The organism is Kribbella pratensis, assembly GCF_004365355.1.
Lineage (GTDB): Bacteria > Actinomycetota > Actinomycetes > Propionibacteriales > Kribbellaceae > Kribbella.
On the sequence record NZ_SODP01000002.1, the window covers coordinates 713,649 to 738,336 of the forward strand.

Consider the following 24,688-nt stretch of genomic DNA (forward strand, 5'->3'; position numbering starts at 1 on the left):
GTCCTCCCATCCACCACACAACCAGTCACCATCGCCCTGCCGACCACGCACCGCCCGCACCCGCCGTACAACCAGAAGCCATCGCCCCACCCACCGCACAACCGGGGGCCGTCGTCCGATCCGTTGCCTCACCTACCGCTCAACCACTCACCGTCCTCCGCCGCCGCGCTACCTCCTCGTCAGCTCGCTAATCAGGTAGCGACGATTGAGCGATCTCTTCGAAGGGATCGCTTGCGGTCGGTCGCCTAGGTCTCCGCGTCGTGCGCCGGCACGTCGAACGACATGGCGGCCGCAGTCGCAGCCGGGGTCGCACGCATGGGATCGGATGTCTCCAGAGCTGGGTGAGTTCTCGTCGCGATCGCCCGCTGTCGTTCGTATTAACGTGGAACGCATGGAGACGTTCGAGGGGCGGATTGTGGTCAACGAGGGCGGTGGGGCCTGGGTTGAGGTACCGGCGGAGGTGGTTGGGGCCCTTGGTGGGGGCGGGCGGATTCCGGTGCGGGCCACGTTCGACGGCGTTGAGTATCGGGGATCGATCGCGTCCATGGGTGGGTGCATGGCGCTTGGGATTCTCAAAGGCATCCGGGCCGAGCTGGGGAAGGGTGACGGGGACGCCGTGAGGGTGACGGTGGAGCGGGACACGGCTGAGCGGACGGTTGACGTGCCTGAGGACCTCGCGGCGGCGTTAAAGAAGGCTGGGTTGTGGGAGGCGTTCGACAGGCTGGCGTACAGCCATCGGCGGGAGCATGTGCAGGCGATCCTCGACGCCAAGAAGGCCGAGACGCGCGAGCGGCGGATCGGTAAGGCGTTGGAGATGCTCAGGTCTTCTTGAGCGAGGCAAGTTCGGTTCGGTTGGAGACGCCGAGTTTGGCGTAGACATGGGCCAGATGGGTCTTGACCGTGCCACGACTCATGAACAGACGCTCGCCGATCTCGGGGTTGCTAAGCCCTTCGACGGCTAGGTCGACGACCTGCTGCTCCGTCGGCGTGAGGCTGGCCCAGCCGGAGGACGGGCGGCCACGAGCTCCCCGAGTACGGCGGGCATAGGCAACGGCGTCGTCCAATGACAGGGGCGCCTCGCCGGAGGAGGTCGGCAAATCGGGGTGATCGGGCGGCGTGGCCAGGCCGAAAGCCGTGCGGGTCGCGGCTGCAGCGGTGGCCAAGCGGGCGGCATCAGCGGCGCGGTTGGTGTGGTTTGCCAAGAGGGCAAGGGATTCCAGGCTGTCGATGATGTACGTGCGCAGCCCGTGATCCACCCGGATCGTCAACGCCTGATGCAACAGATCCGCCGCCTTCTCCGGCTGTGCAGTGATAGCGACACGACCGAGCTGGTCGAGCGCATCCGCAAGGATCCGCGGCAAGTTGTACCGACGAGCCAGTACGACGGCTCGCTCGAGCAGCTCCGACGCATCATGCCCGCCGGCACGCCGAGCGGCCGCAACCGATGGCAGCAGCATGGCGGGTACGAACGTCTCCGCCAACGGACCGTCCGCCGCGGTCTCACGGGCAACCCACTCCACAGCAGCGTCGTACTCACCACTCCAGTAAGAGATCAGCCCCATCACCTGCCCGAGATTCGGTACGACGGCGCCCGCGGTCTCCGCCAAATCGAGCAGCGGCTGCATCAGCGAACGTGCCTCGTCCAGCCGACCGGTCCGCACCAGCAGCGTCGCCATCTGCCCTCGAGCGGTTCCCACCCGGTGGAAATCAGCCAGCGGTTCGGCCGCGGCCAGAGCGCGCTCGCCGATCTCGACGGCCTTCAAAGGTTCGCCCGTCGACATCAGGCTCTCGGACCACACGGTCAACACCGTCGACGCAATCCCGCGTTCGCCGCTGGCGATCAGGCCGTCAGCGGCCAGGTCGAGCAGCGGCCGCAGTTCGTCATGCCTGTCCCACAAGGAAAGCAGGACGCACTGCAAGGCGATGTTCGCGTTGCGCGCCGACTCGTTGTCCCCCGCCAGCTGCAAACCCTCAGCCGTCAGATCCCATGCCTTCTGGAAGTCCGTGAAGAACTCGCCGACAGCCACCAGCGCCAGGAAGAGCGACCGCAACCGGTTGTCACCCAGTTCGGTAGCGATCGCGAGCCCACGACCCGCCGCGTCGTACCCGAACGGATCGACCGTGTCAGCGACCGTCGCATAGCCGTAGAGCAAACGGGCCTGAAGCAACGACCGGTCATCCGGCGCGAGCTCGATCGCTCGGCGCAGGTATCCGATGCCCTCGTTGCCCGTCGCCTGCAGGTTCCACAACCAGCGCAGCGCGGCCGCCAGCCGACGGCCGCGATCGTGGTCCGTCGACAGCCCGTACTCGAGAGCCGCCCGGTAGTTCTCTCGATCAGGCTCGATCCGTGCCCGCCAGGCCTCGCGATCCACGTCCAGCAAGGGCTCTGCGTCCTCAGCCGCGGTCAGGTAGTGCGTGAGGTGACGCGAGCGAGTCTCCTCGGTCTCGCCGGCCTCCGCCAAGCGCGCCGCGGCGTACTCGCGGATCGTCTCGAGCAGGCGATACCGCCCGCCCTCCGCCACGACGAGCGATTTGTCGACAAGCCGCGCAAAATCCTCGAGTACGACGTCGCACACCGCCGCCGCTGCGTCCAGCGTGAAACCGCCCGCGAAGACTGCCAACTTCCGGAACACTTGCCGCTCGTCCGGAGAAAGCAGGTCGTAACTCCAGCCGATCGAGGCGGCGAGAGTCTGCTGCCGGGCCGCAACCCCTCGCACGTTCTTCGTCAGCAAGCCGAACCGATCGTCCAGGCCGGCTGCGATCTGCGAAGGCGTCAACGTGCGTACCCGAGCAGCGGCCAGTTCGAGTGCCAACGGGATGCCGTCGAGCCGAAGGCAGATGGAACGGATGGCCTGCTCCGACTCAGGAAACTCCGAGCCGGCCCGCTCGACGAACAGCTCTCGCGCCTCATCCGGGGCAAGCGCAGGCACTCGCCAGATCGCCTCGCCCGGCAGGTCGAGCGGCTCACGGCTGGTCGCGAGTACGGAAATCTCCGGGCACCCGGTGTGCAGCGCGAGGACGAACTCCGCTACCCCGTCGATGATCTGCTCGCAGTTGTCCAGGCAGATCAGCGCGCGCTTGGTCCGCAGTTGACCAAGCAGAAGGCGGTCCCCCGACTCCACGAGCAGCCCGATCGCGGCAGCGACGGCCTCCGGGATCTGCCCGGCCTCGGTGATCGCAGAAAGATCGACCCACCAGACCCCGTCCGGCCAGCGCTCGGCCAATTGGGCTGCGGTCTGCGCAGCCAACCGGGTCTTGCCGCTGCCGCCTGGGCCGGTGAGGGTGACGAGCCGGCTGCCGGAGAGTTGCGTTCGCAATGCGGCGACCTGGGTCTGCCGGCCAACGAAGCTGGTGAACATCACCGGCAGGTTGTTGGGCACCTGGTCCAGCGAGCGCAACGGCTGAGTCGTCGAAGTCAGCTCGAGGATGCGCTCCGGCGAACCGAGATCCTGCAACCGATGTACGCCGAGATCGGCAACGCCGACGACACCCACAGCTGTCGTTGCCGTGAGCAACGTCTGACCCGGATTGGCGATCGCCAGCAGTTGCTCCGCATGCCGGACGGCCGGCGCGGTCGTCGGCGCGGTGTGCAGAGCGATCCGGAGCAGCTCCCCCGCCGGCACCAGCGATGCCGCCTCGCGAAGCTCTGCAGCCGCAGCGATTGCGTCGGCGGGTTCGTCGTACGCGAGAACGGGCCAGCTGGCGTCCCGGCGTACGAGCAGCTCGCCCGGCAGCTCGGCAGCCAGCCCGGCCAGGCGTGCGTAGGCAGGCGCGCTGGCGGCGCCGGCGTACGACGCGGCAAGAACAGTCACCCCACCCATGCCGGTCAGTCTGCCATCCGGTTGTGTCGGGTCGCCGATGTCGACAGTATTCGTTACCCTCCCGGTCAGGGGGTCGAGGAGAGTGAGGAGCCTGATGGCAGACACCACATCGACTGACCACGGACGATTCGCACTACCGACCAAGAATCTGCCCGCACCGCAAGTTCGCGACCTTCCCGAGCCGCCCACGAAGACCTGGAAGATCATCGGCCCCGGCATGGTCGGCGCCGGCGTGGGACTGGCCTCGGGTGAGTTCATCCTCTGGCCGTACATCTCCAGCCAGGTCGGCCTGGTGTTCCTCTGGGGCGCCGTCGTCGGCGTGGTGGTCCAGTGGTTCCTGAACATGGAGATCGAGCGGTACACGCTGGCAACTGGTGAGACAGCGTTGACCGGCTTCAACCGGTACGGGAAACACTGGGGCCTGTTCTTCGCGATCATGACGTACTTCGCGAACCTCTGGCCCGGCTGGGCGACGAGCTCGGCGAGCATGCTCACCTACCTGTTCGGCGCCGGCGATCCGCGCTGGATCGCGATCGGGATGCTGTTGCTGATCGGCGCGATCCTGACGTTCGCGCCGGTCGTCTACGTGATGCTGGAGCGGCTGATCGCGGTGAAGATCGCCGCGGTCGCGCTGCTCGTGATCCTGGCGCTGGTGTTCGCGATCCGTGGGAAGACGTACAGCGCTCTCGGTGACGCGGTCACGCACCCGCAGTTCCCGGCCGACCAGCTCGGGTTCGCGCTCGTGATGGGTGCGATCGCGTACGCCGGTGCGGGCGGCGGCCAGAACCTTGTCCAGAGCAACTGGATCCGGGACAAGGGTTTCGGCCAAGGCGCGCACGTGCCGCGGCTGACGTCACCGGTGACGGGTGAGACCGAGGCGGATCCGACCGCCAACGGGTACACGTTCACACCCGACGACGCGAACCTGGCCCGCTGGAAGCGCTGGTGGAAGTTCGCGAACATCGAGCAGGCCGCGACGTTCGTCGCGATCACCGTGATCACGATCGCGTTCACGTCGATGCTCGCCCACGCCACCCTGTTCGGGAACCCGGACGTCAAGAACAACATCGGCTTCCTGAAGATCGAGGGTACGACGCTGCAGACACTCGTCGGCGGCTGGTTCGGGTACCTGTTCTGGGCGATCGGCGCGTTCTCGCTGTTCGCCGCCGCGGCCGGCATCGTCGACTACACGTCACGCCTGTCGTCGGACATGATCAAGTCCCGCTACCTGCGCGAGTCGAAGATCACCGAGTCCAAGCTCTACTTCTGGCTGGTCTGGGGACTCGTTGCCTTCGGCATCATCGTCCTCCTGGCCGGACTGACGCAGCCGCTGGTCCTGCTGGTCATCTCCGCCTGCACCGCCGGCACGATGATGTTCGTGTACTCCGGCCTGCTCTGGTGGATGAACTCGCGCGCCCTCCCGCACGCGATCCGGATCACCACCTGGCGAGCCGTCGTACTGGCCTTCTCGTTCCTGGCATTCGGCTTCCTGGCGGTCTTCACCATCATCGACCAGGTCAAGAAGCTGTAGGCGGACCCTCAGCCGAGGAAGGCCACGACGGCTTCCTCGGCTGCGGTACGGCGTACCACCTGCGAGCGCTCGCGGACCGTGCGATAGACCTCGACCGACGCCTTCAGAGCGCGCAGACAATCCTCGCGATCGGCCGTCGCGACCGTCTCACGGAGCGCCGGCACGAGCTCCGGCGCCAGCGTTTCCAGCCGCCGTACGCCGGCCGGCCGCATGGTCCGGCCGATCCCGGCCAACGGCGCGATCGCGGCGCCGCGGATCATGTCGAGCGCCTCGATCGCCTCGAACAGCTCGCCCCGGGCGATCTTGACGGCGGTGTAGTGCACCCAGACCCAGAACCGGTCCTCGATCAACTGCACGTCCGGCTGTGGCCAGCACGGCGTCGACTCCGCGAGCACCCGGTCGACGGTGTCGTCCCGCTGCCACAGCACCAGACCGTTCTCGACCCGGTTCCGATAGCCGTCGGGCGTCACGAACTTCAGGTCGACATGTACCAGCGGCGGCCCGAACAGCGCGATCAGCAGCCGCGGCTCGCCAACATGTTCCCCGGTGAAGCTCGACAGCAGCGGCCCGACCCGCCCGGCGAACTCCTTCGCCTCGGCCAGGCACCCCGGCTGCCCCTCCGCCGTACACACCAGCACGAGATCCAGATCCGAATACTCATCGCTGGTGCCCGAGGCAACCGATCCCCCGACCACCACCGCGAGCACCCTTGCATCGGCGGCAGCCTCCGCGACCACCCTCTCCGCAAGCCCCCGAAGGTGCTCCGGCACGCCGACCAGTTCCACAGTTCCTCCTCGATCAGGTCAGCAGGCCATCATCACCCACCGCCCACCACGAGGGCGACCGAATTAGACCCGCGGGCCGTAGGCCTCCGGGGCGCCGTTGGCGGTGGTGAAGAGGGAGTAGATGGAGGTCGTCGCGGTGATGAAGAGGCGGTTGCGTTTGGGGCCGCCCCAGGTGAGGTTGCTGACGGTTTCGGGGACGAGGAGTTTGCCGAGGAGAGTGCCGTCGGGGTGATAGATGTGGACGCCGTCGGCGGCGGAGGTCCAGATGCGGCCCTGCGTGTCGAGGCGGAAGCCGTCGAAGATGCCGTTGCCGCACTCGGCGAACAGTTCGCCGCCGGAGAGCTTGTCGCCGTCGACGGTGAAGACGCGGAGCGTGCCCTCCTCCGAATCGGAGATGTAGAGCAACGACTCGTCCGGCGAGAACGCGATCCCGTTCGGCCGGTTGAAGTCGTCCGCGACACGGGTCAGTACGCCGTCCGTCCCGACGCGGTACACATGGCACCCGCCGGTCTCGATCTCGCCCTTGTAACCCTCGTAGTCGCTGTCGATCCCGTACGCCGGATCCGTGAACCAGATCGACCCGTCACGCTTCACGACGACGTCGTTCGGGCTGTTCAGCCGCTTCCCGTCGTACTCGTGCGCGAGCACCGTGATCCCGCCGTGGTGTTCGGTCCGCGTCACGCGCCGGTTGCCGTGCTCGCAGCTCACGAGCCGGCCCTCGGTGTCGCGGGTGTGGCCGTTGGTGTTGCCGGCCGGGTGCCGGAAGACGGAGACCTGGTACGACGTCTCGTCCCAGCGCAGGATGCGGTCGTTCGGGATGTCGCTCCAGAGCAGGTACCGCCCCGCGGCGGAGTACACCGGGCCCTCGACCCAGCGACCGCCGGTCCACAGCCGCTCGAGCTTGTTGTCTCCGCGGATCCCCGCGAACCTGTCGTCGAGCTTCTCCCAGACGGCCGGCGCGGTCCCTGCCAACGGCTCGAGAATTCCCGTCATCACGACTCCTCACGAACTCGGCTGCAAACGCTTTCAGCTGAGCCTATCCGCGAACCCCAGTTGAGCGCCTTGCGCGGTTGTCAGCCAGGACCAGACCGACGTTGTCGCCGTGATGAACAGGCGGTTGCCCTTGGGGCCGCCGAAGGTCAGGTTGGACACGACATTCGGTAGCAGCAGTTTGCCGATCAGCGTGCCGTCCGGGTCGAAGCAATGCACGCCCTCGTGCGTCGCCGCCCAGACCCGGCCGGCGCTGTCCACCCGGATCCCGTCGAACATCCCGGCCTCGCAGGGCGCGAACACCTCGCCGCCGATCAGCTTCTCGCCGTCGACGTCGAAGCGCCGGATGTGCTTCTCCGGCGTGTCGACGACGTACAACTGCTGCTCGTCCAGCGTGAACGCGAGCCCGTTCGGGCGGGTGAAGTCGTCCGCGACGACCGTCAGTACGCCGTCCGGCGCGATCCGGTAGACGTGGCACCCGTCGAGCTCCTGCTCGGCCGCATGGCCCTCGTAGTTCGAGGTGATCCCGTACGGCGGATCGGTGAACCAGATCGAGCCGTCGCTGTGTTCGACCACGTCGTTCGGGCTGTTGAGCCTGCTGCTGCCGAGGTGCGAGGCGAGCACGGTGCGGCTGCCGTCGTACTCCGTCCGCACGACCTGGCGATCGCCCTGTGAGCAGCTGATCAGGCGGCCGGTGCGGTCGATGGTGTTGCCGTTGACGTAGCCGGATGGCTCGCGGAACACGCTGACGTGTCCCGAGACCTCGTCCCAGCGCAGCATCCGGTCATTCGGGATGTCGCTGAAGATCAGGCAGCGCCACGCCGGCGAGTACGCCGGTCCTTCGAGCCAGCGGCCGCCGTCGTACAGGCACTCGACGTACTCGTCGCCGGCGATGCGGGCGAAACGCTCGTCGAGCACCACCAACTCGGCGCGGATCCGCGGCAGGGTGTTGGTGAGTGCAATCGTCATATCCGAACCATATCCTGCTATCATCGCTTCGAACAGAATGAGATATGGATTTGGATGCAGATGACCATAGATGATGTGGATCGCAAGCTTCTGCTCGCGCTCCAGGCGGATGCCGCGCAGTCGTACGCGGCGCTCGGCGAGATCGCCGGGTTGTCGGCCGGGTCGGCCCACGAACGGGTGCGCAAGCTGAAGGCGTCCGGCGTGATCCGGCGTACGACGATCGACGTCGACCCGGCCGCGCTCGGCCGCGGCGTACTCGCGTTCGTCCTGCTCGAGGCAAACGCCTGGATGGGCGATTCGCGCGAGGCGTTGCTGGACATCCCGGCGGTCGAGGAGGCGCACATCATCGCGGGGCCGGCGTCGGTGCTCGTGAAGGTCCGGACGACGACCACCGAGGACCTGCAGGCCACACTGCGCGCGCTCCACGAGGTCGACGGCGTGACCGGCACGCAGACCGTCGTCGTACTGGAGTCGTTCTTCGAGCGGCAACCCGCCGTTGTGTGAGGAACACCCTGTCTCCTTCGACGGCCGGTTCACCCTAGACTCGGGCCAGCCGAAGGGAGTCAGCTGTGTCCGACAGCAAGCAGATCACCAAGGTGCTGGTCGCCAACCGGGGCGAGATCGCCGTCCGGGTCGTCCGGGCCGCCGCCGACGCGGGGCTGGGCAGCGTCGCGCTGTACGCCGACCAGGACCGCGACGCGCTGTTCGTCCGGCTCGCCGACGAGGCGTACGCGCTGGACGGGTCGACACCGGCCGACTCCTACCTGAACATCTCGAAGATCCTGGACGTGGCGGCGCGCTCCGGCGCGGACGCCGTCCACCCCGGCTACGGCTTCCTGGCCGAGAACGCCGAGTTCGCGCAGGCTGTGATCGACGCCGGCCTGATCTGGATCGGCCCGCCGCCGTCGGCGATCGACTCGCTCGGCGACAAGGTCAAGGCGCGGCACATCGCGGAGAAGGTCGGCGCGCCGCAGGTGCCGGGGACGCCGGATCCGGTCGACGGGTCCGATGAGGTCGTCGCGTTCGCGGAGGAGTACGGGCTGCCGATCGCGATCAAGGCGGCGTACGGCGGTGGTGGTCGCGGGATGAAGGTCGCGCGGACCATGGAGGAGATCCCGGAGCTGTTCGAGTCCGCGACCCGCGAGGCCGTGAGTGCCTTCGGGCGCGGCGAGTGCTTCGTCGAGCGGTACCTGGACAAGCCGCGGCACGTCGAGACCCAGTGCCTGGCCGATGCTCACGGCAACGTTGTCGTGGTGTCGACGCGGGACTGCTCGCTGCAGCGCCGGTACCAGAAGCTCGTCGAGGAGGCGCCGGCGCCGTTCCTCTCGCCTGAGCAGCTGGAGCTGTTGTATTCGTCGTCCAAGAAGATCCTGCGCGAGGCGGGGTACGTCGGGGCGGGTACGTGCGAGTTCCTGGTCGGGCAGGACGGGCTGATCTCGTTCCTCGAGGTGAACACGCGGCTGCAGGTCGAGCACCCGGTGTCCGAGGAGGTCACCGGGCTGGACCTGGTGCGGGAGATGTTCCGGATCGCCCAGGGCGAGGAGCTCGGGTACGACGACCCGGTCGTGTCCGGGCACTCGATCGAGTTCCGGATCAACGCGGAGGACGGCGGGCGCGGGTTCCTGCCGGCGCCGGGAACGCTGACTCGGTGGCATGCGCCGTCAGGTCCTGGCGTGCGGCTCGACGGCGGGTACGACCAGGGCGAGACGGTGCCGGGCGCATTCGACTCGCTGGTCGCGAAGCTGATCGTGAGCGGCCGCGACCGTCAGCAGGCGCTCGAGCGGTCGCGGCGGGCGTTGCGTGAGTTTGTCGTCGAGGGGATGCCTACAGTCATCCCGTTCCACCAGGCTGTCGTGTCGGATCCGGCGTTCGTCGGGACGGACGGGTTCAAGGTCCACACGCGGTGGATCGAGACGGAGTACGACAACCAGCTCACGCCGTACGAAGGCCCGCTCGGCGAGCCGTCCGAGGAGGGCGAACGCGAGAAGGTGACGGTCGAGGTCGGCGGCAAGCGACTCGAAGTCGTGCTGCCTGCGGGTCTCGGCGCTGTCGGTGGTGCTCCTGTGGCCGGCGCCGGTGCTGCTGCCGGGAAGAAGAAGCCGTCCCGGCGTGCCGGCGGAACCAAGAGCTCCGCCGCCTCGGGTGACTCTCTCACCTCACCGATGCAGGGCACCATCGTCAAGATCGCCGTCGAGGAAGGCGCCACCGTCGCCGAAGGCGACCTCATCGTCGTCCTCGAAGCCATGAAGATGGAACAACCCCTCAACGCCCACAAATCCGGCACCGTAACCGGCCTAACCGCCGAAGTAGGCGCCACCGTCTCCGCCGGCGCCGTAATCTGCGAAATCAAAGACTGAGAACACCACCCTAAGGACACCGCGCCGCGGCGGCCATCTTGTTGGCCGCCTCCGGCGGCGCGCCGGTTGCGGTCGTGGGGACTCAGGTCGGCGGACCAACGGGGCTCGGGAATGGATGGACCGCGGTGGTGCTGCAGGTCGACCACGCAGCCGATCGCTCGGATCCGCCGGGAGGTGATGCGCCGGCCTTCTCCTCGCTCGGTACGGACCTGAGGCTCTGGCATAGTGCGGAAGCTATGAATGATTCGGTGGCGCAGTCGTGGAGTTCGATCACCGGGTGGCTGGCGGAGCACCTGCCGCACGGGTTGGAGCACCTTCAGCCGCCGGCAACGCTGGCCGATATCTCCGGGCTTCGGGCGGCGATGGGACACCGGCTGCCGAGCGATCTGATCGCCTGGCTCGGGTTGAACAACGGGTTCGGGTGGCAGGCGGATTTCGGCAGGCTCATCCCGTTCCTCTACATCCCGATGGGAATCGATCACATGCTGCGGGATCGCGAGATGCTGCAGAGGATTACCGCCACGGTCTCTCCCGACCGACCACTCTCCGACGAACAGGAGCCGGCAGGCACCCGTTCCTTCGACTGGCTCGACGCGTTCCTGCCGATCGGCGACGCGGGGACCGACTGCCACTTGTTCGTCGACCTTCGTGAGGGTGAGCATCACGGGTGCGTCGGCACTTTCGACAACGAATCAGATGGGTTCTCCATCCCGGAGTGGTTCAGCATCACCGAGATGCTGGCCGATGTCGCGGATGCGCTGACTCTCAACCAGCCCGCCCTCCAGGATCACGGTCGCCGTCTCCACGCCGCGACGCCGTTCCCAACTCGCCCGCCGCACGCGTGGACGCCGTACATCGACGATGGGCGCCTCCGGTGGAGCTCCGTCGAGCTCTGACAGCATGTGCGGGTGAGTTCGCCCACGGAGCCTTCGCTGGTACCTGAGTTGTTGGTCGGGGATGTCACGAGGAGCGTCGAGTTCTGGTGTGGGTTGTGTGGGTTCGTGGTCGAGTACAAGCGTGAGGAGGAGGGGTTCGCGTACGTCGTACGCGGATCCGCGCACGTGATGCTCGAAGAGCAGGGCGTCGGGCGGAACTGGGTCACCGGACCGCTGGAGCGACCGCTGGGGCGCGGGATCAACTTCCAGATCAGCGTCCCGGACCTCACACCGATCCTGTCGGCGCTCGCCGCCGCCGACTATCCGCTCTTCATGGAGCCGGAGACCAAGTGGTATCGCGTCACGCCTCAGGAAGAGACCGGCGTCAGCCAGTTCCTCGTCGCCGACCCCGACGGGTATCTGATCCGCTTTCAGACCTCACTCGGCCGCCGGTCCAGCGCCGCCACGTAGATCGCCACAATCCCCCGGCGGCCGTCGGGGCTGTGAACACCCGCGGGCGGCCTTGGACAGGTTATTCCTTGTCCAAGGACCCCATAGGTTGTCCAAGGGCCCCACGGGTTGTTCGACGTCTCCATGTGCATTCTCAGCTGCTCCAGGGAGATTGACCGGCGGGATTGACAGACAGTTCTCAGGTTTTCGCTGTAGGTTCCCGTGCAGGCATTCCGGTGAGGAGGGTTACTGCATGTCCAAGAAGACCCATCAGCAGCAGCTGGCGGCGCGGAAGGCGAAGCGGCTGGCCGAGCGGGAGAGCGAGCGGCGCCGGCAGCGGCGGAACCTGGCGATCACGATCGCCTCGGTGGCGACGGTCGTCGTGGTGATCGTCGGGGTCTTCGTGGTGTTCGGGGTGGGTGGTGACGACAAGCCGGCGGCCGCGCCGAGTGACCAGGCGTCGGCGGGGCCGCAGAACAAGCCGACGAGCATTCCGACCGCGATGGCGCCGGCGCCGAAGCGGGCGACGCCGCTCCCGGCCGAGGTCAACTGCACGTACAAGAAGAGCGCCGAGCCGGCCAGCAAGAAGGTGAACCCGCCGGCCGACGGGAAGACCAAGGCGTCGGGTACGTCGAAGGTCAGCCTGAACACGTCGATCGGCGACCTGCAGCTGACGCTGGACAGCGCGCTGGCGCCATGTACGGTGAAGAACTTCCTGAGCCTGGTCGGGCAGAAGTACTTCGACAACACCAAGTGCCATCGGTTGACCGTCGGCGAAGGTCTGCAGGTGCTGCAGTGCGGCGACCCGACCGGGACCGGGTCGGGCGGGCCCGGCTATAGCTTCGCGGACGAGGTGTATCCGACGCTGAAGTACGGGCGGGGTGTACTCGCGATGGCGAACTCCGGGGCGAATACCAACGGGAGCCAGTTCTTCATCGTGTACGGCGATGCGTCGGGGCTGACGCCGCAGTACACGGCGTTCGGGACGATCGACGAGGCGAGCGCGAAGCTGATCGACAAGGTGGCGGAAGCTGGTGTGACCCCGCAGAACGGGCCGCAGGACGGCACTCCCATCACCCCGGTCGAAATCAAAACAGCAACTGCAGCAGCTTAAGCAAAAGAAACCGCGCCGCCCGTCCCCTGCTGGGACGGGCGGCGCTGGTGTTTAAGCCAGTAGGTCGTACCTGGAGCGAGGCCAGGCGAGGAGAGCGTGGATTTGGGTTATGCCGGATTGTTGGAGGAGTTCTACTGAGCCTGCGCCGAAGTGGTACAGGTTGGTGGCGGGGTCTCGGGTGGTGGTCCAGTTGTAGTCGGCGTAGGACTGCATTGCCTTGCGGTAGCTGGGGTTCGGAGCTACCGAGTCCAGGATCAACAGGTTCTTGAACCAGATCGAGTTGAAGGCAGCGCCCTGTTTCGCGAGGATCTCGGGGGTGTTGTAGAACGCCAGCGACGCCGCCGCGACCGACTTCGCGTCGCGGAGGTACTTCGGGTTACCGGTTGCCTTGAACAACAGAACCCCGGCGCCGAGCATCACGCCCTGGTTGTAGCTCCACTGGGTCTTCTCGACGTTGCCGGCCAGGTCGATGTGGTCCCAGTACAGGCCGTTCGGGGCGAGCATGCAGGTCTGGGCCCACGTATACATCCGCTGCGCCCACGTCAGGTACGACTTGTCCCGCGTCAGCAAGTACAGATGCGCGCCGAGCTCGGCGCCCGGCCCGTTCGACACCGTGTTGCGGTCCTGGCTCCACGGGGCCTGGGTCCAGAAGACGCCGCCGGCGCACGGGTGCGACGGATCGGTGTCCCAGCCGTGGACGACGAGCGCGAAGATGTCCTTGGCGCGAGCGAGTGCAGCGCGGTCACCAGTCCGCTTGTACCGCTGGATCAGGTTCAGCCCGATCCACTCGTTGTCGTCGTAGAACTTGTCCCCGCCTTGGCCGTTCGGCGGCCGCACGTACGAGTCGTACCCGGTCGGCGTCGTACCTGAGTTCCAGTAGAACTCGTACGCCGCGAGCCGCCGGTCGGCCTCCGCCGCCGCCTTGCGGCCCGCACCGGGGATGCCGGCCAGGTCCTCGGCCGCGATCGACGCCTGCGAGTACGGCCAGACGTACGAGTACGGGTTGGTCTGCGTGTTCGGATACTCCTCCAGCAGCAGTCCACCGTTGCCGGCGTCGAAGTACGTGTTGATCGCGTCGTACGACGCGCGCGCCCGAGCTGCGTTCGGCTCGGTCGCCGCATCGGCCGTGGTCATACTCAGCGACCCGAGAACGGTGACCGCGAGCACTCCGGCGGCCAGACGAGTTGATATACCAAATTTCCTGCGCATCGACCTACTCCTCCTGGGCGGTGGCGGTTGACATCGATGTCACGTTCTAACCGGCGCACGGACACGACGTCAATGGCTCAGCGGTCAGGCTCTTCGACAACGCTGGTTGGTATATCAAGCTTGCGCGCCGGGAAGCTGATCCAGCCGGACCTGAGATGCAGCCGGATCCGGACCTGGTCCGCGGTCAGCACCCGCTTGCCCTTCGACCCGACGGCCTCGATGGTCAGCGCCCGACCGCCGCCCGGGCCGACGCCGCTGCGCTTGAGCACCCGCACATACCGGATCGATCCGACGGCGAAGACGGATTGCATCTCCGCCGCCGACCGCGTCACGGTCCAGGTCACGTTCGGGTTGCCGTTCTTCGGGTATGCGTCCCAACTGTCGGCCTTCATCACCTGGTACGGCACGTCCCCCGCCGCGGTCGCCCCGCCGTTCGACGACGAGAACTCGGCGATGATCGGCTTGCCGTTGTACAGCCGGATCTGCCCCGCGGTCGCCGCGATCGCGTTGTTCGTCGACGTCTCCTCCGAGTCGTACCCGCCGTACACCTGGCAGGACGTCGTATCGCACAGGTCGTACGCCTTGCTCGACGCGCGATCGCGATGGAACACCGAATAGGTGCGCGCGGCAACGGCCTGGGCTTGTAGGGCAGCCGGTCTCCAACTGGACACGGCCTCCCGCGGTACGACGCCGCGCAGGTAGTACTCCAGCGGTACGACGTTCACCGTGTCCAGATGCGTACCGGACACGTCGATCGCCCGCAGCGCGCCGCGATACCGCCGTACGGCGCCGCTCGGCAGGATCAGGCCGATCACGGCGGCTCCCTCGAACTGCGCCATGCCCGTGAACGTCTTGTACAGCGTCCATTTCTTCGTCTTCGCGTCGTACGAGCTGAGCTTGGTCCCGTGCTCGCCGTTAGCGTCGATCGACCACTGGTTCCGGTTCGATGCCTGGGGCAATACATAGACCTTGCCGGTGGCAAAGGACCGGACGCTCAGCTTGTTCACCGCTCCGACCCGCACGCCGTCGGTGGTGTCCGCGCTGATCCGGACGCGGATGCTGCCGGTCGCCTTCCCGGTCGTCGTACCCGGGTAGTAGAAGTCCAGGATCTGCTTCACCGACTTCCCGGCCAGCGCGGCGCCCTGCGCGCCGTACTGCGACAGCCCGCGGCCGTGGCCGAAGCCGCGACCCGTGATCGTCGTGTCCGGTGCCGTTGCCGTCGGCACGAAATCGCGGGCCTGCGCGGTCGCGCTGATCACCGTGGACGACAGGACGACGGCCGCGATCGCACGCCCAGAAATCGGTACCGCTCTCATGAAGCTCTCCCGTACACAAGATTGACCTGACGTGTGCGGCGGTCCCAGACGAGCCAGCCGCGCTGGAACTTCTGCCGGGAGCCGCCCGGCACGCGGTACACCTCGGTGATCGGCAGCCCGAGCCGCGCACTGCCGGCACCGAGCCGGCGGAAGCGCGTCCGAAAGGCGCCGGCCGTCGAATGGGTGCCGCTGGCAACGGAGTAGAAGACGTCACGGGTGGCGAAGTACGTCGCCCAGCCGGTGCGGGTCCGGTGCTCGCCCCAGAACGGCTGGCCGATGGTGCGGAACCCGAGCGTGCGCGCGTACCGGTAGATCGGCGTCGAGAAACTCCCACCCATCAACGTGTTCACGCGTTGCCTCAGCCAGCCGAGTTTGTTGTACAGCTGCGTCCCGGGGCAGGCGGTCGCCTTGGTGTCGCGATGGCCGGAGACGGTGTGCAGACTGCTGCCGTCGAGCCGGATCGTTGCCTGCGGCGACCGATAGTTGGCGTCCAGCTTCCACGCGATCACCCGCGCGGTGGACTCGAGCATCGCGGCCGGCGGCGCGGCCTGCTCGAAGTTGCCGATCAGCGCGACGCCGAACGAGTTCGCGTTGAACGCGGCCGTGTGCGCGCCGAGGACCGGCAGTTGCGCACCGCCGTACCTTCCTTCGAAGACACGGCCGAAGCGGTCGATGAGGAAGTTGTAGCCGAGGTCGCACCAGCCGCGGCTCTTCACGTGGTACGCGTACATCGCCCGCACCATCGCCGGGACCTGCGTTCGCGTGTAGTCGTTGCGATCGGCCGTGTGGTGCACGAACGCCGCTAGCACCGTCGTCGTGTACTTCGGACGCGCGCACGCGGCCCCGTTGTGACTACGGAGTCGCTCGTCGGCACCCCAGCGCTTCCGGCTCACCATCAACGGCATCGGGTACGGCGCTCGCGAGGCGGCCGGCTCGATCGACTGCGCAGACGGCTGACCGGCATCGGACGCGAGCACACCGGGCTGGATCAGCACGACCTTGGCGCCGGCGATCGTCGTACCGGCATCGGTCGTGGCACTGGCCTGGACGCCGGTGGCATTTCCGACCCACAAAGGTTCGGTGCCGCCGCGCGTAATTCCTTCAGGCACCAATGGATCTGGACCGTGATCGTCTTCGACCGATAACGATTGCCAGTCGGTCCATTGTCCGTTCTGCTCGACGCGGACCTTCGCGGTGACGTTCTGTGTGCCTTCGGGCCAGGTGACGGCGACCATGCCGAACGGGTCGGTCTGCGCCCGGACGGACGGGCCGTCGAGCGGGATCTCCTGGTAATCGGCGGTGGATTCGTTGTGCTGCAGAGGAATCAGGGTGGCCGCGGTCAGCACGAGTGGGAGTAGTCGGGCAGTCCTGCGCATGAGCCAGCCTTCCGGCGGTGTACGACGGGCGCTGGGCGGTGTCACCGATTATGCGCGGTCGGTGATGCTTTCCCCGGGATTGCGTCACCCTGCGTGGCGTCGGTGTCTTGAGGCATTCGATAGGCTCTGCGTAAAGCCCCCGAGAGAGGCCCGACATGGACTTCATCCTGATCATCGCTGTCGTGGTGATCGCGGTTCTGGCGTACCGCTCGTATCGTCGGACCCAGCTGCAGAAGAAGCAGCAGCACGAGATCACGGCCGCCGAGCTGGAGTCGGTGAAGCGCACCGCCGACGAAGACATCACTCGCTTCGGCGAGGAGCTGCAGGACCTCGACCTGGAAATGGTCGGCAAGGACCTCGGCGACGGTGCCCGCCAGGACTACCAGCGCGCCCTGGACTCGTACGAGTCCGCCAAGCAGGCGATCGGCCAGGTCACCCAGGCGGATCAGATCAAGCACGTGGTGGAGATCCTCGAGGACGGCCGGTACGCCGCGGCCTGCGTCAAGGCCCGCGTGAACAACCAGCCGCTGCCGCAGAAGCGGCCGGCGTGTTTCTTCAACCCGCAGCACGGCCCGTCCGTGGTCGACGTGATGTGGTCGCCGCCCGGTGGCGCGCCGCGTGAGGTGCCGGCCTGTGCGGCCGACGCCGAGCGGGTCCGCGCCGGCGCCGAGCCGGACGTCCGCAAGGTCATGGTCGGCCCGCAGCGCGTGCCGTACTGGGAGGCCGGTCCGGCCTACTCGCCGTACGCGCAGGGTCTGTTCGGCGGCGTCGGCGGTGTGCTGACCGGCATGTTCATCGGCACCGCGCTCGGCGGCATGTTCGCCGGCGGTGGGTACGGCGACTACGCAGCCGGCTACCAGGACGGCCAGGCCGACGGCGGTGACTACGGCGACGGCGGCGGAGATGGTGGCGACGGCGGAGGCGGCGACGGCGGGGGCGACTTCAACCCCTTCGACGGCGGCGGAGACGGCGGCGGCTTCGACTTCGGCGGCGGAGACTTCGGCGGCGACTTCTAGCGCTACTCGCCGAAGAGGGACGGGGTGCCCTCTGCGGTCGTCAGGTAGTAGACGGGGTCCTTGAAGGTGCCCGGGACCTTGCCCAGGCCCTGGATGACGGTCGCGGCTCCGTTGGCGTGACCAACGGCGTAGAGGTACGCCGCACCGCTGTCCTTGTCGATTGCCGTGAGCAACGTGCTCTGGGTGCCGCACTTCTCGGCGACCAGGAAGTCGAACTTCTGCCAGGTCGACGCGCGGACCTTCTTGACGGTCGGCGCGGCCGTGCTCGTCGGGATGTGGATGGTGTACAGCGCACCGCCGTTGGTGAGCGCCAGGAACGTGTCGTAGGTCAGCGTCTCGCTGATCAGCGCCATCGTCTTGACGGCCGAGTAGCCGGCGTACCGCGTGACCTGCCTGTTCGGCCCGTACCGGTACAACACCCCGTCGCCGCGCAGCCGGTAGTCGGACCCACGCACGGTCTTGCCCCAGTAGAACGACGACTCGATCGCCTTGTAGCCCTGGTACCCGACGCCGAGCGACTTCAGGCTGCTCGTCGGCTTACCGGTCGAGTCATGTCCGTACTCGCCGTAGTACAGCGTGCCGTTGACGACGACCTGGCCGTACGTCGTGTCCTCGCCCGCGACACCGACCGTGGTGGTCCACGTCGACGCGATCTTGGCGAGCCCCGGCGCGAACAGATGCGGGCCGACCGCCCGCGACGACTTGATCGGCGACGACGCGGTCACGCCCGTGTTCGCGATGTCCCCGCCGGCCGTGATCGACCCAACCGACATGCTGCAGGCTGCGGTGGCAGTCGTGGGAGCGGCGATCGCGGTACTACCCGAGGCGGCCCCCAGACCAGCCAGCAGTACGGCGGACGTCACGGCGGCGGCGGAGGCTCGTTTCAGCAGGAAGTTGTTCACACCTCACCCGATGCGCCCTCGGCCGCCGAAGTTGCGTTCTCCGGCCCTTGCTGGGCGTGGACGGTCCGCCTAGCGTCGGGAGCGTGCACGAGCTCGCCATCACGGAGAGCATTGTCGATGCGATCGTCGAGAAGATCGGCGACGGACCGGTGGCGGCTGTCCGGCTCGAGATCGGGCGGCTGTCCGGGGTGGTGACCGATTCGATCCGGTTCTGCTTCGAGATCGTTGCCGGCGGGACCGGGCTCGAAGGGGCGCGGCTGGACATCGACGAGCCATCGGGGCGCGCGTACTGTCGGAACTGCCGGCTGGAGTTCACGCTCGACGACCCGATCATGCTGTGCGACTGCGGCAGCGCCGATCTCGACGTACTGGCCGGCCGCGAACTGCGGATCATCTCGGTGGAGGTGCGGTGACATGTGCAGCACCTGTGGCTGCGGGGGCGAGGACGTAAGCACCCGCGTGACCCTGATCGAAGGACACACCCACGACCACGACCACCCACACGAGCACTCACACGAGCACCCACACGAGCACGGCACCCGGACGGTGCTGCTCGAACAGGACATCCTGGCGAAGAACGACCTGCTCGCCGCCGGCACCCGCCGGCACCTGACCGACCACGCGATTACCGCGATCAACCTGATGAGCTCCCCCGGCTCCGGCAAGACGACGCTGCTCGAGCGGACCATCACCGACCTCGACGGCCGCCGCGAGACCCTCGTGATCGAAGGCGACCAGGAGACCTGGCTGGACGCCCAGCGGATCCGGTCCACCGGCAGCAAGGTCGTCCAGATCAACACCGGCGCCGGTTGTCACCTGGACGCGGAGATGCTCGACCGAGGCCTGGCCGAGCTCGCGCCACCCGACGGCTCGCTGGTGTTCGTCGAGAACGTCGGCAACCTGGTCTGCCCGGCCCTTTTCGACCTCGGCGAGTCGGCCCGGGTGGTGATCATCTCGGTCACCGAAGGCGCGGACAAACCCGCCAAGTACCCGTACATGTTCCGCACCGCCGACCTCGTCCTGCTGAACAAGGTCGACCTGCTCCCGTACGTCGACTTCGACGTCGACCTGTGCCTCGAGCTGATCCACCGGGTCAAGCCGGACGTCGAACTGCTGCCCGTCTCCGCCACCCGCGGCGACGGGCTCGACGCATGGCACGAGTGGCTCGCTAACAGATCCGCGGCAACTGCTCTCCGATCGGGGTATCGACCACCCGGGTAGCACCGAAGGCCGTGCGCGTCACGACCATCCCCGGATGCGCCACCACACATTCGCCGATCACCGCCGCGTCCGAACCGAGCGGATGCGACCGCATCGCCGCGAGTACGGCGTCGGCCTCGTCGCGCGGCACGATCGCGAGCAGCTTGCCTTCGTTGGCGACGTACAGCGGATCGAGTCCGAGGAACGAGCAGGCGTTCGCGACCGTCTCCGGCACCGGCAGCGCGCTCTCGGTCAGCTCGATGCCGACACCGGCCGACTTCGCGATCTCGTTGAGCGAGGTCGCGACGCCACCCCTGGTCGGATCGCGCAGGACGTGCAGGTCCGCGCACACCGCGAGCATCGTCGCGACCAGGCCGTTCAGTGGAGCGCAGTCGCTGACCACCTCGGTGCCGAACGAGACGCCCTCGCGGACACTCATGATCGCGATCCCGTGCACCCCGATCTGGCCGCTGACGATGACGACATCACCCGGCACGGCGCGCTGCGGACGGATGTCGACGCCAGCGGGGACCAGACCGACGCCGGCGGTGTTGATGTAGACGCCATCGCCATGTCCGGCATCCACGACCTTCGTGTCGCCTGTCGCGACGGTGACACCGGCCCGCCGCGCCGCGTCCCCGAGGTCTGCCGCGATCCGGCCGACCACGGACAGCTCGACGCCCTCTTCGAGAATGAACCCACAAGACAGGTACGCCGCTTGCGCGCCGCTCATGGCGAGATCGTTGACCGTCCCGTTCACGGCCAGGTGCCCGATGCTGCCGCCGGGGAAGAACAACGGCTGGACGACGAACGAGTCGGTCGAGAACGCCAGCCGCACGTCCCCGAGAGTGAACACCGCCGAGTCCGTCAGGCCGTCGAGCACCGGATTCGCGAACGCGGGCACGAAGAGGTGCTCGATCAGCTCGGCCGACATCTGTCCGCCGCCACCGTGCCCCATCACGACGTTCGGGTGGTCGCGCAGCGGCAGCGGGCAGGTCCAGCCCTCGAAGTCGAGCGCCGGTTCAGCCACCGGTGGTCACCACCTCGGTGGGTGTCTCCAGCCGGCGGTACAGGTAGTACGCCGCACAGGCGCCCTCGCTCGACACCATCGTGGCCCCGAGCGGGTTGCGCGGCGTACAGAGTGTCCCGAACGCGGAGCACTCGTGCGGCTTGATGAGACCCTGCAGGACCTCGCCGCTGCGGCACACCGTCGACTCCTGCGTCGCGATGTCGCGGACCTGGAAGCGGTACTCCGCGTCGTACTCGCGGTAGCGCTCCGACAATCGCCAGCCGCTCTGCGGGATCATCCCGATCCCCCGCCAGGCCCGGTCGGTGGTCTCGAACACATCGGCCAGCATCGCCTTCGCAGCCGGGTTGCCCTCGTCCTTCACCGCCCGGCGGTAGGCGTTCTCGACCACGTGTTCGCCCTTCTCGAGCTGACTGACCGTGCGCAGGATCCCGGCCAGGATGTCCAGCGGCTCGAATCCGGTCACCACGATCGGTACGCCGTACTTGTCCGCGAGCTCCGGGTACTCCGCCGTGCCCATCACACTGCAGACATGGCCGGCGGCGAGGAAGCCCTGGACCCGGCAGGTCGGCGACTGCATGATCGCCTCGATCGCGGGCGGCACCCGGACGTGCGAGACGAGCAGGCTGAAGTTCGGGATGCCGAGCTTCTTGGCCTGGTAGACGGTCATCGCGTTCGGCGGGGCGGTGGTCTCGAACCCGATGCCGAAGAACACAACCTGCTTGTCGGGGTTCTGCTGCGCCAGCCGCAGCGCGTCCAGCGGCGAATAGACGACCCGGACGTCACCGCCCTCGCTCTTGATCCGGAACAGGTCGCGGCCGCTGCCGGGCACCCGCAGCATGTCGCCGAACGAGCAGAAGATCACGCCCGGCTGGGCCGCGATCTCGAGCGCCTTGTCGATCGTCTCCAGCGGCGTCACGCACACCGGGCAGCCGGGGCCGTGGATCATCTCGACGCTGTCCGGCAGCAGCTGATCGATGCCGTGCCGGACGATCGTGTGTGTCTGCCCGCCGCAGACCTCCATCATCGCCCACTGTTTGGTCGCGGTGGCGTGGATCTGGTCGACCAGCTTGCCGGCCAGCACCGGATCGCTGAACTCGTCGAGGTACTTCATCGCTCGCCTCCAGGATCCGACGCGGCCCATTCCGTCCCCGGCGGCCGGCGCTCACCGGCCTGCCGTGCGGCCAGCCCCCACTGGTCGCCGAACTCCTCCTCGAGCGCACCGAGCTTGCGGTACAGCGCGAGCGACTGCATCGCGGACTCCTCGTCGAGTCGCTGCAACGCGAAGCCGACGTGCACGATGGTGTACTCGCCCACCTGCAGATCAGGCAGATACTCCAGACAGACGTCCTTCAGCACGCCGCCGAAGTCGACCTGTCCCATCCGGGTGCCGTCCTCCTCCCGGATCTCCACGACCTTTCCCGGCACAGCCAGACACATGATGTTCCCTCCCCTACCGGATCCGAGATCCCACGGCCAGCTGCCCGAGGGCGATCCCGGCGTCCGTCGGCGGCACCCGGCGATGCCGCAGTACGGCGAAGCCGGCACCGGTCAACGCCCTGGTAGTTGCCGATAGCAACACTTTGTTGACGAACACGCCGCCGGACAGCCCGACGGTGGTCAGTCCTTCGGCGGCGCGGACCCGTTCGGCCAGCGTCACCATCAGCTCGGCCAGACCCCGGTGGAACCGGGCGCTCACGACGCTCGGCGCGACCCCGGCCAGCACATCCCGCACGACCGCGGCCAGCACCGGCCCCGGGTCGATCTGGTCCGCGTCGACCTCGAACTCGTAGCCGCCGAGTCCTCGATCGGACGAGGCCAGTCCCTCCAGCTCGATCGCCGCCTGCGCCTCGTAACCGGCCCGGTGACACACCCCGGCCAGCGACGAGACCGCATCGAACAACCTGCCCATGCTGGACGTCGGCGCACACGCGATGTCGTGAGCCAACTGAGCCTCGAGCAGGTCCAGCTCCGGACCGCGGCACGCCTGCACCGACGGCAGTCGCGGATCCCAGCGCAGTCCCGCGGCGCGCAGATGCGACAACGCCATCCGGCACGGGTTGTGCACCCCGGCATCGCCGCCCGGCAGCGGCACGTACTTCAGATGTGCATACCTCTCGAAGCCGTCGTACCCGGTCAGCAGCACCTCGCCGCCCCACACCGCGCCGTCGTCGCCGTACCCGGTCCCGTCGAAGGCGAACCCGATGATCTCGCCGTCGTACCGGTGCTCCGCCATCAACGACGCGAGGTGCGCATGGTGATGCTGTACGCCGATCACCGGGCGACCGTCAGCGTGCCGCTCGGCCCACTGCCGCGACCGGTACGCCGGGTGCTTATCCGTCACGAGCAGCTCGGGCCGGACACCGGTCAGCCTCTCGAGGTGCTGCTCGGCACGCTCGAAGGCCTGCAAGGTCGCGAGGTCGTCCATGTCGCCGACATGGGCCGAGAGCCAGGCGAGGCGACCTTCGCCGAGGCAGAACGTGTTCTTCAGGTCACCACCGACCGCCAGCGCGGGCCGGACCGGGACGGGCAGGTCGACAGGGAACGGCGCATACCCGCGAGACCGCCGTACCGGTAGCTCGGTGCTGTCGACGATCCGTACGACGGAGTCGTCGCAGGGGACGTGGATCGGGCGGTCGTGACCGAGCCACGCGTCGGCCAGACCGGCCAGCCGGGTCATCGCCTCGTCGTCGGCGGTCACGATCGGCTCGCCGGACAGATTGCCGCTCGTCATCACCAGCACCCCGGGACCGGGCTGGTCGAACAGGAACTGGTGCAGCGGCGTGTACGGCAGCATCACGCCGAGATCAGGGTTGCCGGGGGCAACGGCTTCGGCAACGGCCGCACCCGGCCGGCGCCGAAGCAGCACGATCGGGTGGCGGATGCCGGTCAGCAGCTCCTCCTCGTCGGCGTCGACCTCAGCGATCCGCCGGGCCGTGCCGAGATCGGCGGCCATCACCGCGAACGGCTTGTCACCCCGGTCCTTGCGCTTGCGCAGCGTCGTCACCACGGCCTGATCGGCGGCGTCACAGACGAGATGGAAACCGCCGATCCCCTTCACCGCGAGGATCGCCCCGTCGACCAGCAGCGCGTGCGCCACCGCCAGCGCGTCCTCGTCGTGCGCCGGCTCCAGCCCGGGCTGCACGAGTTGCAGCCGCGGGCCGCAGGCCGGGCAGGCGATCGGCTGGGCGTGGAACCTGCGGTCGGCGGGATCGGCGTACTCGCGGGCGCAGTCAGGGCAGAGCGGGAACTCCGACATCGTGGTGGCGGGCCGGTCGTAGGGCAGGCCGGTGATGATCGTGAAGCGGGGACCGCAATTGGTGCAGCTGATGAACGGATGCCGGTACCGCCGGTCGGACGGATCGGTGAATTCGGACCAGCAGTCCGCGCAGGTCGCCACGTCCGGTGACACCAGCGTGCGGCCGGCTCCGGCGGTGGAGTCGAGGATGGTGAACTCGGTCCCGCCCAGCACCGGCAGCGACTCGACGGCGACGGTCGAGACCACGGCCAACGGCGGAGCGGCGGTGCGGATGCGGCCCGCGAAGTCGGTCACCGCCGCCTCGGGACCTTCGACCTCCGCGACGACTCCGGACGCGGTGTTGCCGACCTGGCCGGACAGCCCGAGTTCCCGCGCCAGGGAGTACACGAACGGGCGGAAGCCGACGCCCTGGACGACGCCCGTGACCAGCATCCGGCTGCGTACCCGTTCCGGTTCGTTCGTGAGGCTCACCCCGCCGGGCGAAAAGAAAT

General features: G+C 67.8%; 22 protein-coding genes. 10 read left to right on the forward strand and 12 right to left on the reverse strand.

Annotated features, from left to right (window positions below):
* Positions 1-391 precede the first annotated feature (391 nt).
* The gene (locus tag EV653_RS20035; protein WP_134105262.1) at positions 392-832 is read left to right on the forward strand and encodes a YdeI/OmpD-associated family protein; all 441 of its coding nucleotides are present in this window, start codon (positions 392-394) and stop codon (positions 830-832) included.
* Here the strand turns inward: EV653_RS20035 and EV653_RS20040 are convergent.
* Positions 819-3,821 carry a helix-turn-helix transcriptional regulator gene (locus EV653_RS20040; protein ID WP_134105263.1) on the reverse strand — a complete coding sequence of 1,001 codons (3,003 nt, stop codon included), beginning with the start codon at positions 3,819-3,821 and terminating at the stop codon, positions 819-821. The two genes, EV653_RS20035 and EV653_RS20040, sit on opposite strands and share 14 nt — an antisense overlap.
* 94 nt (positions 3,822-3,915) lie before the next feature.
* Between EV653_RS20040 and EV653_RS20045 the strand changes: the two genes are divergently transcribed.
* Entirely contained in the window at positions 3,916-5,352 is a 1,437-nt protein-coding gene (locus EV653_RS20045) for an Nramp family divalent metal transporter (RefSeq protein ID WP_134105264.1), read from the forward strand.
* 8 nt (positions 5,353-5,360) lie between these two features.
* Here the strand turns inward: EV653_RS20045 and EV653_RS20050 are convergent, their stop codons facing one another.
* The 3 genes from EV653_RS20050 to EV653_RS20060 all read right to left on the reverse strand — a co-directional run bounded on the left by EV653_RS20050 (position 5,361) and on the right by EV653_RS20060 (position 8,096).
* Positions 5,361-6,137, reverse strand: coding sequence for a nucleotidyltransferase domain-containing protein (locus tag EV653_RS20050; RefSeq protein ID WP_134105265.1), 777 nt, complete (start codon positions 6,135-6,137; stop codon positions 5,361-5,363).
* A 63-nt stretch (positions 6,138-6,200) separates the two neighbouring features.
* A complete protein-coding gene (locus EV653_RS20055; protein WP_134105266.1) occupies positions 6,201-7,130 on the reverse strand; it encodes an SMP-30/gluconolactonase/LRE family protein in 930 nt (309 codons plus the stop codon).
* 33 nt (positions 7,131-7,163) lie between these two features.
* A complete protein-coding gene (locus tag EV653_RS20060; protein WP_134105267.1) occupies positions 7,164-8,096 on the reverse strand; it encodes an SMP-30/gluconolactonase/LRE family protein in 933 nt (310 codons plus the stop codon).
* 75 nt (positions 8,097-8,171) lie between these two features.
* On the opposite strand from EV653_RS20060, the gene EV653_RS20065 reads away from it, so the two are divergent.
* The 5 genes from EV653_RS20065 to EV653_RS20085 all read left to right on the forward strand — a co-directional run bounded on the left by EV653_RS20065 (position 8,172) and on the right by EV653_RS20085 (position 12,892).
* On the forward strand, positions 8,172-8,600 hold the full coding sequence (locus tag EV653_RS20065) for an Lrp/AsnC family transcriptional regulator (RefSeq protein WP_238159909.1): 429 nt from the start codon (positions 8,172-8,174) through the stop codon (positions 8,598-8,600).
* 65 nt (positions 8,601-8,665) lie between these two features.
* On the forward strand, positions 8,666-10,453 hold the full coding sequence (locus EV653_RS20070; protein ID WP_134105269.1) for an acetyl/propionyl/methylcrotonyl-CoA carboxylase subunit alpha: 1,788 nt from the start codon (positions 8,666-8,668) through the stop codon (positions 10,451-10,453).
* 236 nt (positions 10,454-10,689) lie between these two features.
* Positions 10,690-11,349 carry an SMI1/KNR4 family protein gene (locus tag EV653_RS20075; protein WP_134105270.1) on the forward strand — a complete coding sequence of 220 codons (660 nt, stop codon included), beginning with the start codon at positions 10,690-10,692 and terminating at the stop codon, positions 11,347-11,349.
* 12 nt (positions 11,350-11,361) lie between these two features.
* On the forward strand, positions 11,362-11,799 hold the full coding sequence (locus tag EV653_RS20080) for a bleomycin resistance protein (protein WP_134105271.1): 438 nt from the start codon (positions 11,362-11,364) through the stop codon (positions 11,797-11,799).
* Positions 11,800-12,031: 232 nt separating this feature from the next.
* Positions 12,032-12,892 (forward strand): peptidylprolyl isomerase, encoded by an 861-nt coding sequence (locus tag EV653_RS20085; RefSeq protein WP_134105272.1) that lies wholly within the window; start codon positions 12,032-12,034, stop codon positions 12,890-12,892.
* A 51-nt stretch (positions 12,893-12,943) separates the two neighbouring features.
* Here EV653_RS20085 and EV653_RS20090 read toward each other — a convergent pair whose 3' ends face one another.
* The 3 genes from EV653_RS20090 to EV653_RS20100 all read right to left on the reverse strand — a co-directional run bounded on the left by EV653_RS20090 (position 12,944) and on the right by EV653_RS20100 (position 16,793).
* Complete coding sequence (locus tag EV653_RS20090) at positions 12,944-14,026, reverse strand: glycoside hydrolase family 76 protein (protein WP_238159910.1); 1,083 nt, start codon at positions 14,024-14,026, stop codon at positions 12,944-12,946.
* Positions 14,027-14,178: 152 nt separating this feature from the next.
* Positions 14,179-15,417 (reverse strand): SpoIID/LytB domain-containing protein, encoded by a 1,239-nt coding sequence (locus EV653_RS20095; protein WP_134105274.1) that lies wholly within the window; start codon positions 15,415-15,417, stop codon positions 14,179-14,181.
* The gene (locus tag EV653_RS20100) at positions 15,414-16,793 is read right to left on the reverse strand and encodes a peptidoglycan recognition protein family protein (RefSeq protein WP_134105275.1); all 1,380 of its coding nucleotides are present in this window, start codon (positions 16,791-16,793) and stop codon (positions 15,414-15,416) included. The genes EV653_RS20095 and EV653_RS20100 overlap by 4 nt, the downstream gene beginning before the upstream one ends.
* Before the next feature lie 155 nt (positions 16,794-16,948).
* Here EV653_RS20100 and EV653_RS41245 point away from each other — a divergent pair, with 155 nt between their 5' ends.
* Complete coding sequence (locus EV653_RS41245; RefSeq protein WP_166679499.1) at positions 16,949-17,809, forward strand: hypothetical protein; 861 nt, start codon at positions 16,949-16,951, stop codon at positions 17,807-17,809.
* Between the two features lie 2 nt (positions 17,810-17,811).
* On the opposite strand, the gene EV653_RS20110 is transcribed toward EV653_RS41245, so the two are convergent.
* A complete protein-coding gene (locus tag EV653_RS20110) occupies positions 17,812-18,711 on the reverse strand; it encodes a hypothetical protein (RefSeq protein WP_238159911.1) in 900 nt (299 codons plus the stop codon).
* A gap of 83 nt (positions 18,712-18,794) precedes the next feature.
* On the opposite strand from EV653_RS20110, the gene EV653_RS20115 reads away from it, so the two are divergent.
* The gene (locus EV653_RS20115) at positions 18,795-19,124 is read left to right on the forward strand and encodes a hydrogenase maturation nickel metallochaperone HypA/HybF (RefSeq protein ID WP_130444232.1); all 330 of its coding nucleotides are present in this window, start codon (positions 18,795-18,797) and stop codon (positions 19,122-19,124) included.
* 46 nt (positions 19,125-19,170) lie between these two features.
* The gene (hypB, locus tag EV653_RS20120) at positions 19,171-19,932 is read left to right on the forward strand and encodes a hydrogenase nickel incorporation protein HypB (RefSeq protein WP_202871750.1); all 762 of its coding nucleotides are present in this window, start codon (positions 19,171-19,173) and stop codon (positions 19,930-19,932) included.
* On the opposite strand, the gene hypE is transcribed toward hypB, so the two are convergent.
* Genes hypE through hypF form a run of 4 tightly spaced genes read right to left on the reverse strand, consistent with a single transcriptional unit; the run spans position 19,880 to position 24,668 of the window.
* The gene (gene hypE / locus EV653_RS20125) at positions 19,880-20,941 is read right to left on the reverse strand and encodes a hydrogenase expression/formation protein HypE (RefSeq protein WP_305000370.1); all 1,062 of its coding nucleotides are present in this window, start codon (positions 20,939-20,941) and stop codon (positions 19,880-19,882) included. The two genes, hypB and hypE, sit on opposite strands and share 53 nt — an antisense overlap.
* The gene (gene hypD / locus EV653_RS20130) at positions 20,934-22,052 is read right to left on the reverse strand and encodes a hydrogenase formation protein HypD (RefSeq protein ID WP_134105277.1); all 1,119 of its coding nucleotides are present in this window, start codon (positions 22,050-22,052) and stop codon (positions 20,934-20,936) included. Before hypD ends, hypE begins: the two co-directional genes overlap by 8 nt.
* Positions 22,049-22,378, reverse strand: a complete 330-nt coding sequence (locus EV653_RS20135) for a HypC/HybG/HupF family hydrogenase formation chaperone (protein WP_134105278.1) — start codon at positions 22,376-22,378, stop codon at positions 22,049-22,051. Before EV653_RS20135 ends, hypD begins: the two co-directional genes overlap by 4 nt.
* A 13-nt stretch (positions 22,379-22,391) precedes the next feature.
* A complete protein-coding gene (hypF, locus tag EV653_RS20140) occupies positions 22,392-24,668 on the reverse strand; it encodes a carbamoyltransferase HypF (protein ID WP_202871751.1) in 2,277 nt (758 codons plus the stop codon).
* Positions 24,669-24,688: the final 20 nt, after the last annotated feature.

Excerpts from the sequence above, each read along its gene's own strand:
- EV653_RS20035 (WP_134105262.1), top strand. The coding sequence starts at position 392 with ATGGAGACGTTCGAGGGGCGGATTGTGGTCAACGAGGGCGGTGGGGCC.
- EV653_RS20040 (WP_134105263.1), bottom strand. The coding sequence starts at position 3,821 with ATGGGTGGGGTGACTGTTCTTGCCGCGTCGTACGCCGGCGCCGCCAGC.
- EV653_RS20045 (WP_134105264.1), top strand. The coding sequence starts at position 3,916 with ATGGCAGACACCACATCGACTGACCACGGACGATTCGCACTACCGACC.
- EV653_RS20055 (WP_134105266.1), bottom strand. The coding sequence starts at position 7,130 with ATGACGGGAATTCTCGAGCCGTTGGCAGGGACCGCGCCGGCCGTCTGG.
- EV653_RS20060 (WP_134105267.1), bottom strand. The coding sequence starts at position 8,096 with ATGACGATTGCACTCACCAACACCCTGCCGCGGATCCGCGCCGAGTTG.
- EV653_RS20075 (WP_134105270.1), top strand. The coding sequence starts at position 10,690 with ATGAATGATTCGGTGGCGCAGTCGTGGAGTTCGATCACCGGGTGGCTG.
- EV653_RS20085 (WP_134105272.1), top strand. The coding sequence starts at position 12,032 with ATGTCCAAGAAGACCCATCAGCAGCAGCTGGCGGCGCGGAAGGCGAAG.
- EV653_RS20090 (WP_238159910.1), bottom strand. The coding sequence starts at position 14,026 with ATGACCACGGCCGATGCGGCGACCGAGCCGAACGCAGCTCGGGCGCGC.
- EV653_RS20095 (WP_134105274.1), bottom strand. The coding sequence starts at position 15,417 with ATGAGAGCGGTACCGATTTCTGGGCGTGCGATCGCGGCCGTCGTCCTG.
- EV653_RS20100 (WP_134105275.1), bottom strand. The coding sequence starts at position 16,793 with ATGCGCAGGACTGCCCGACTACTCCCACTCGTGCTGACCGCGGCCACC.
- EV653_RS41245 (WP_166679499.1), top strand. The coding sequence starts at position 16,949 with ATGGACTTCATCCTGATCATCGCTGTCGTGGTGATCGCGGTTCTGGCG.
- hypD (WP_134105277.1), bottom strand. The coding sequence starts at position 22,052 with ATGAAGTACCTCGACGAGTTCAGCGATCCGGTGCTGGCCGGCAAGCTG.
- EV653_RS20135 (WP_134105278.1), bottom strand. The coding sequence starts at position 22,378 with ATGTGTCTGGCTGTGCCGGGAAAGGTCGTGGAGATCCGGGAGGAGGAC.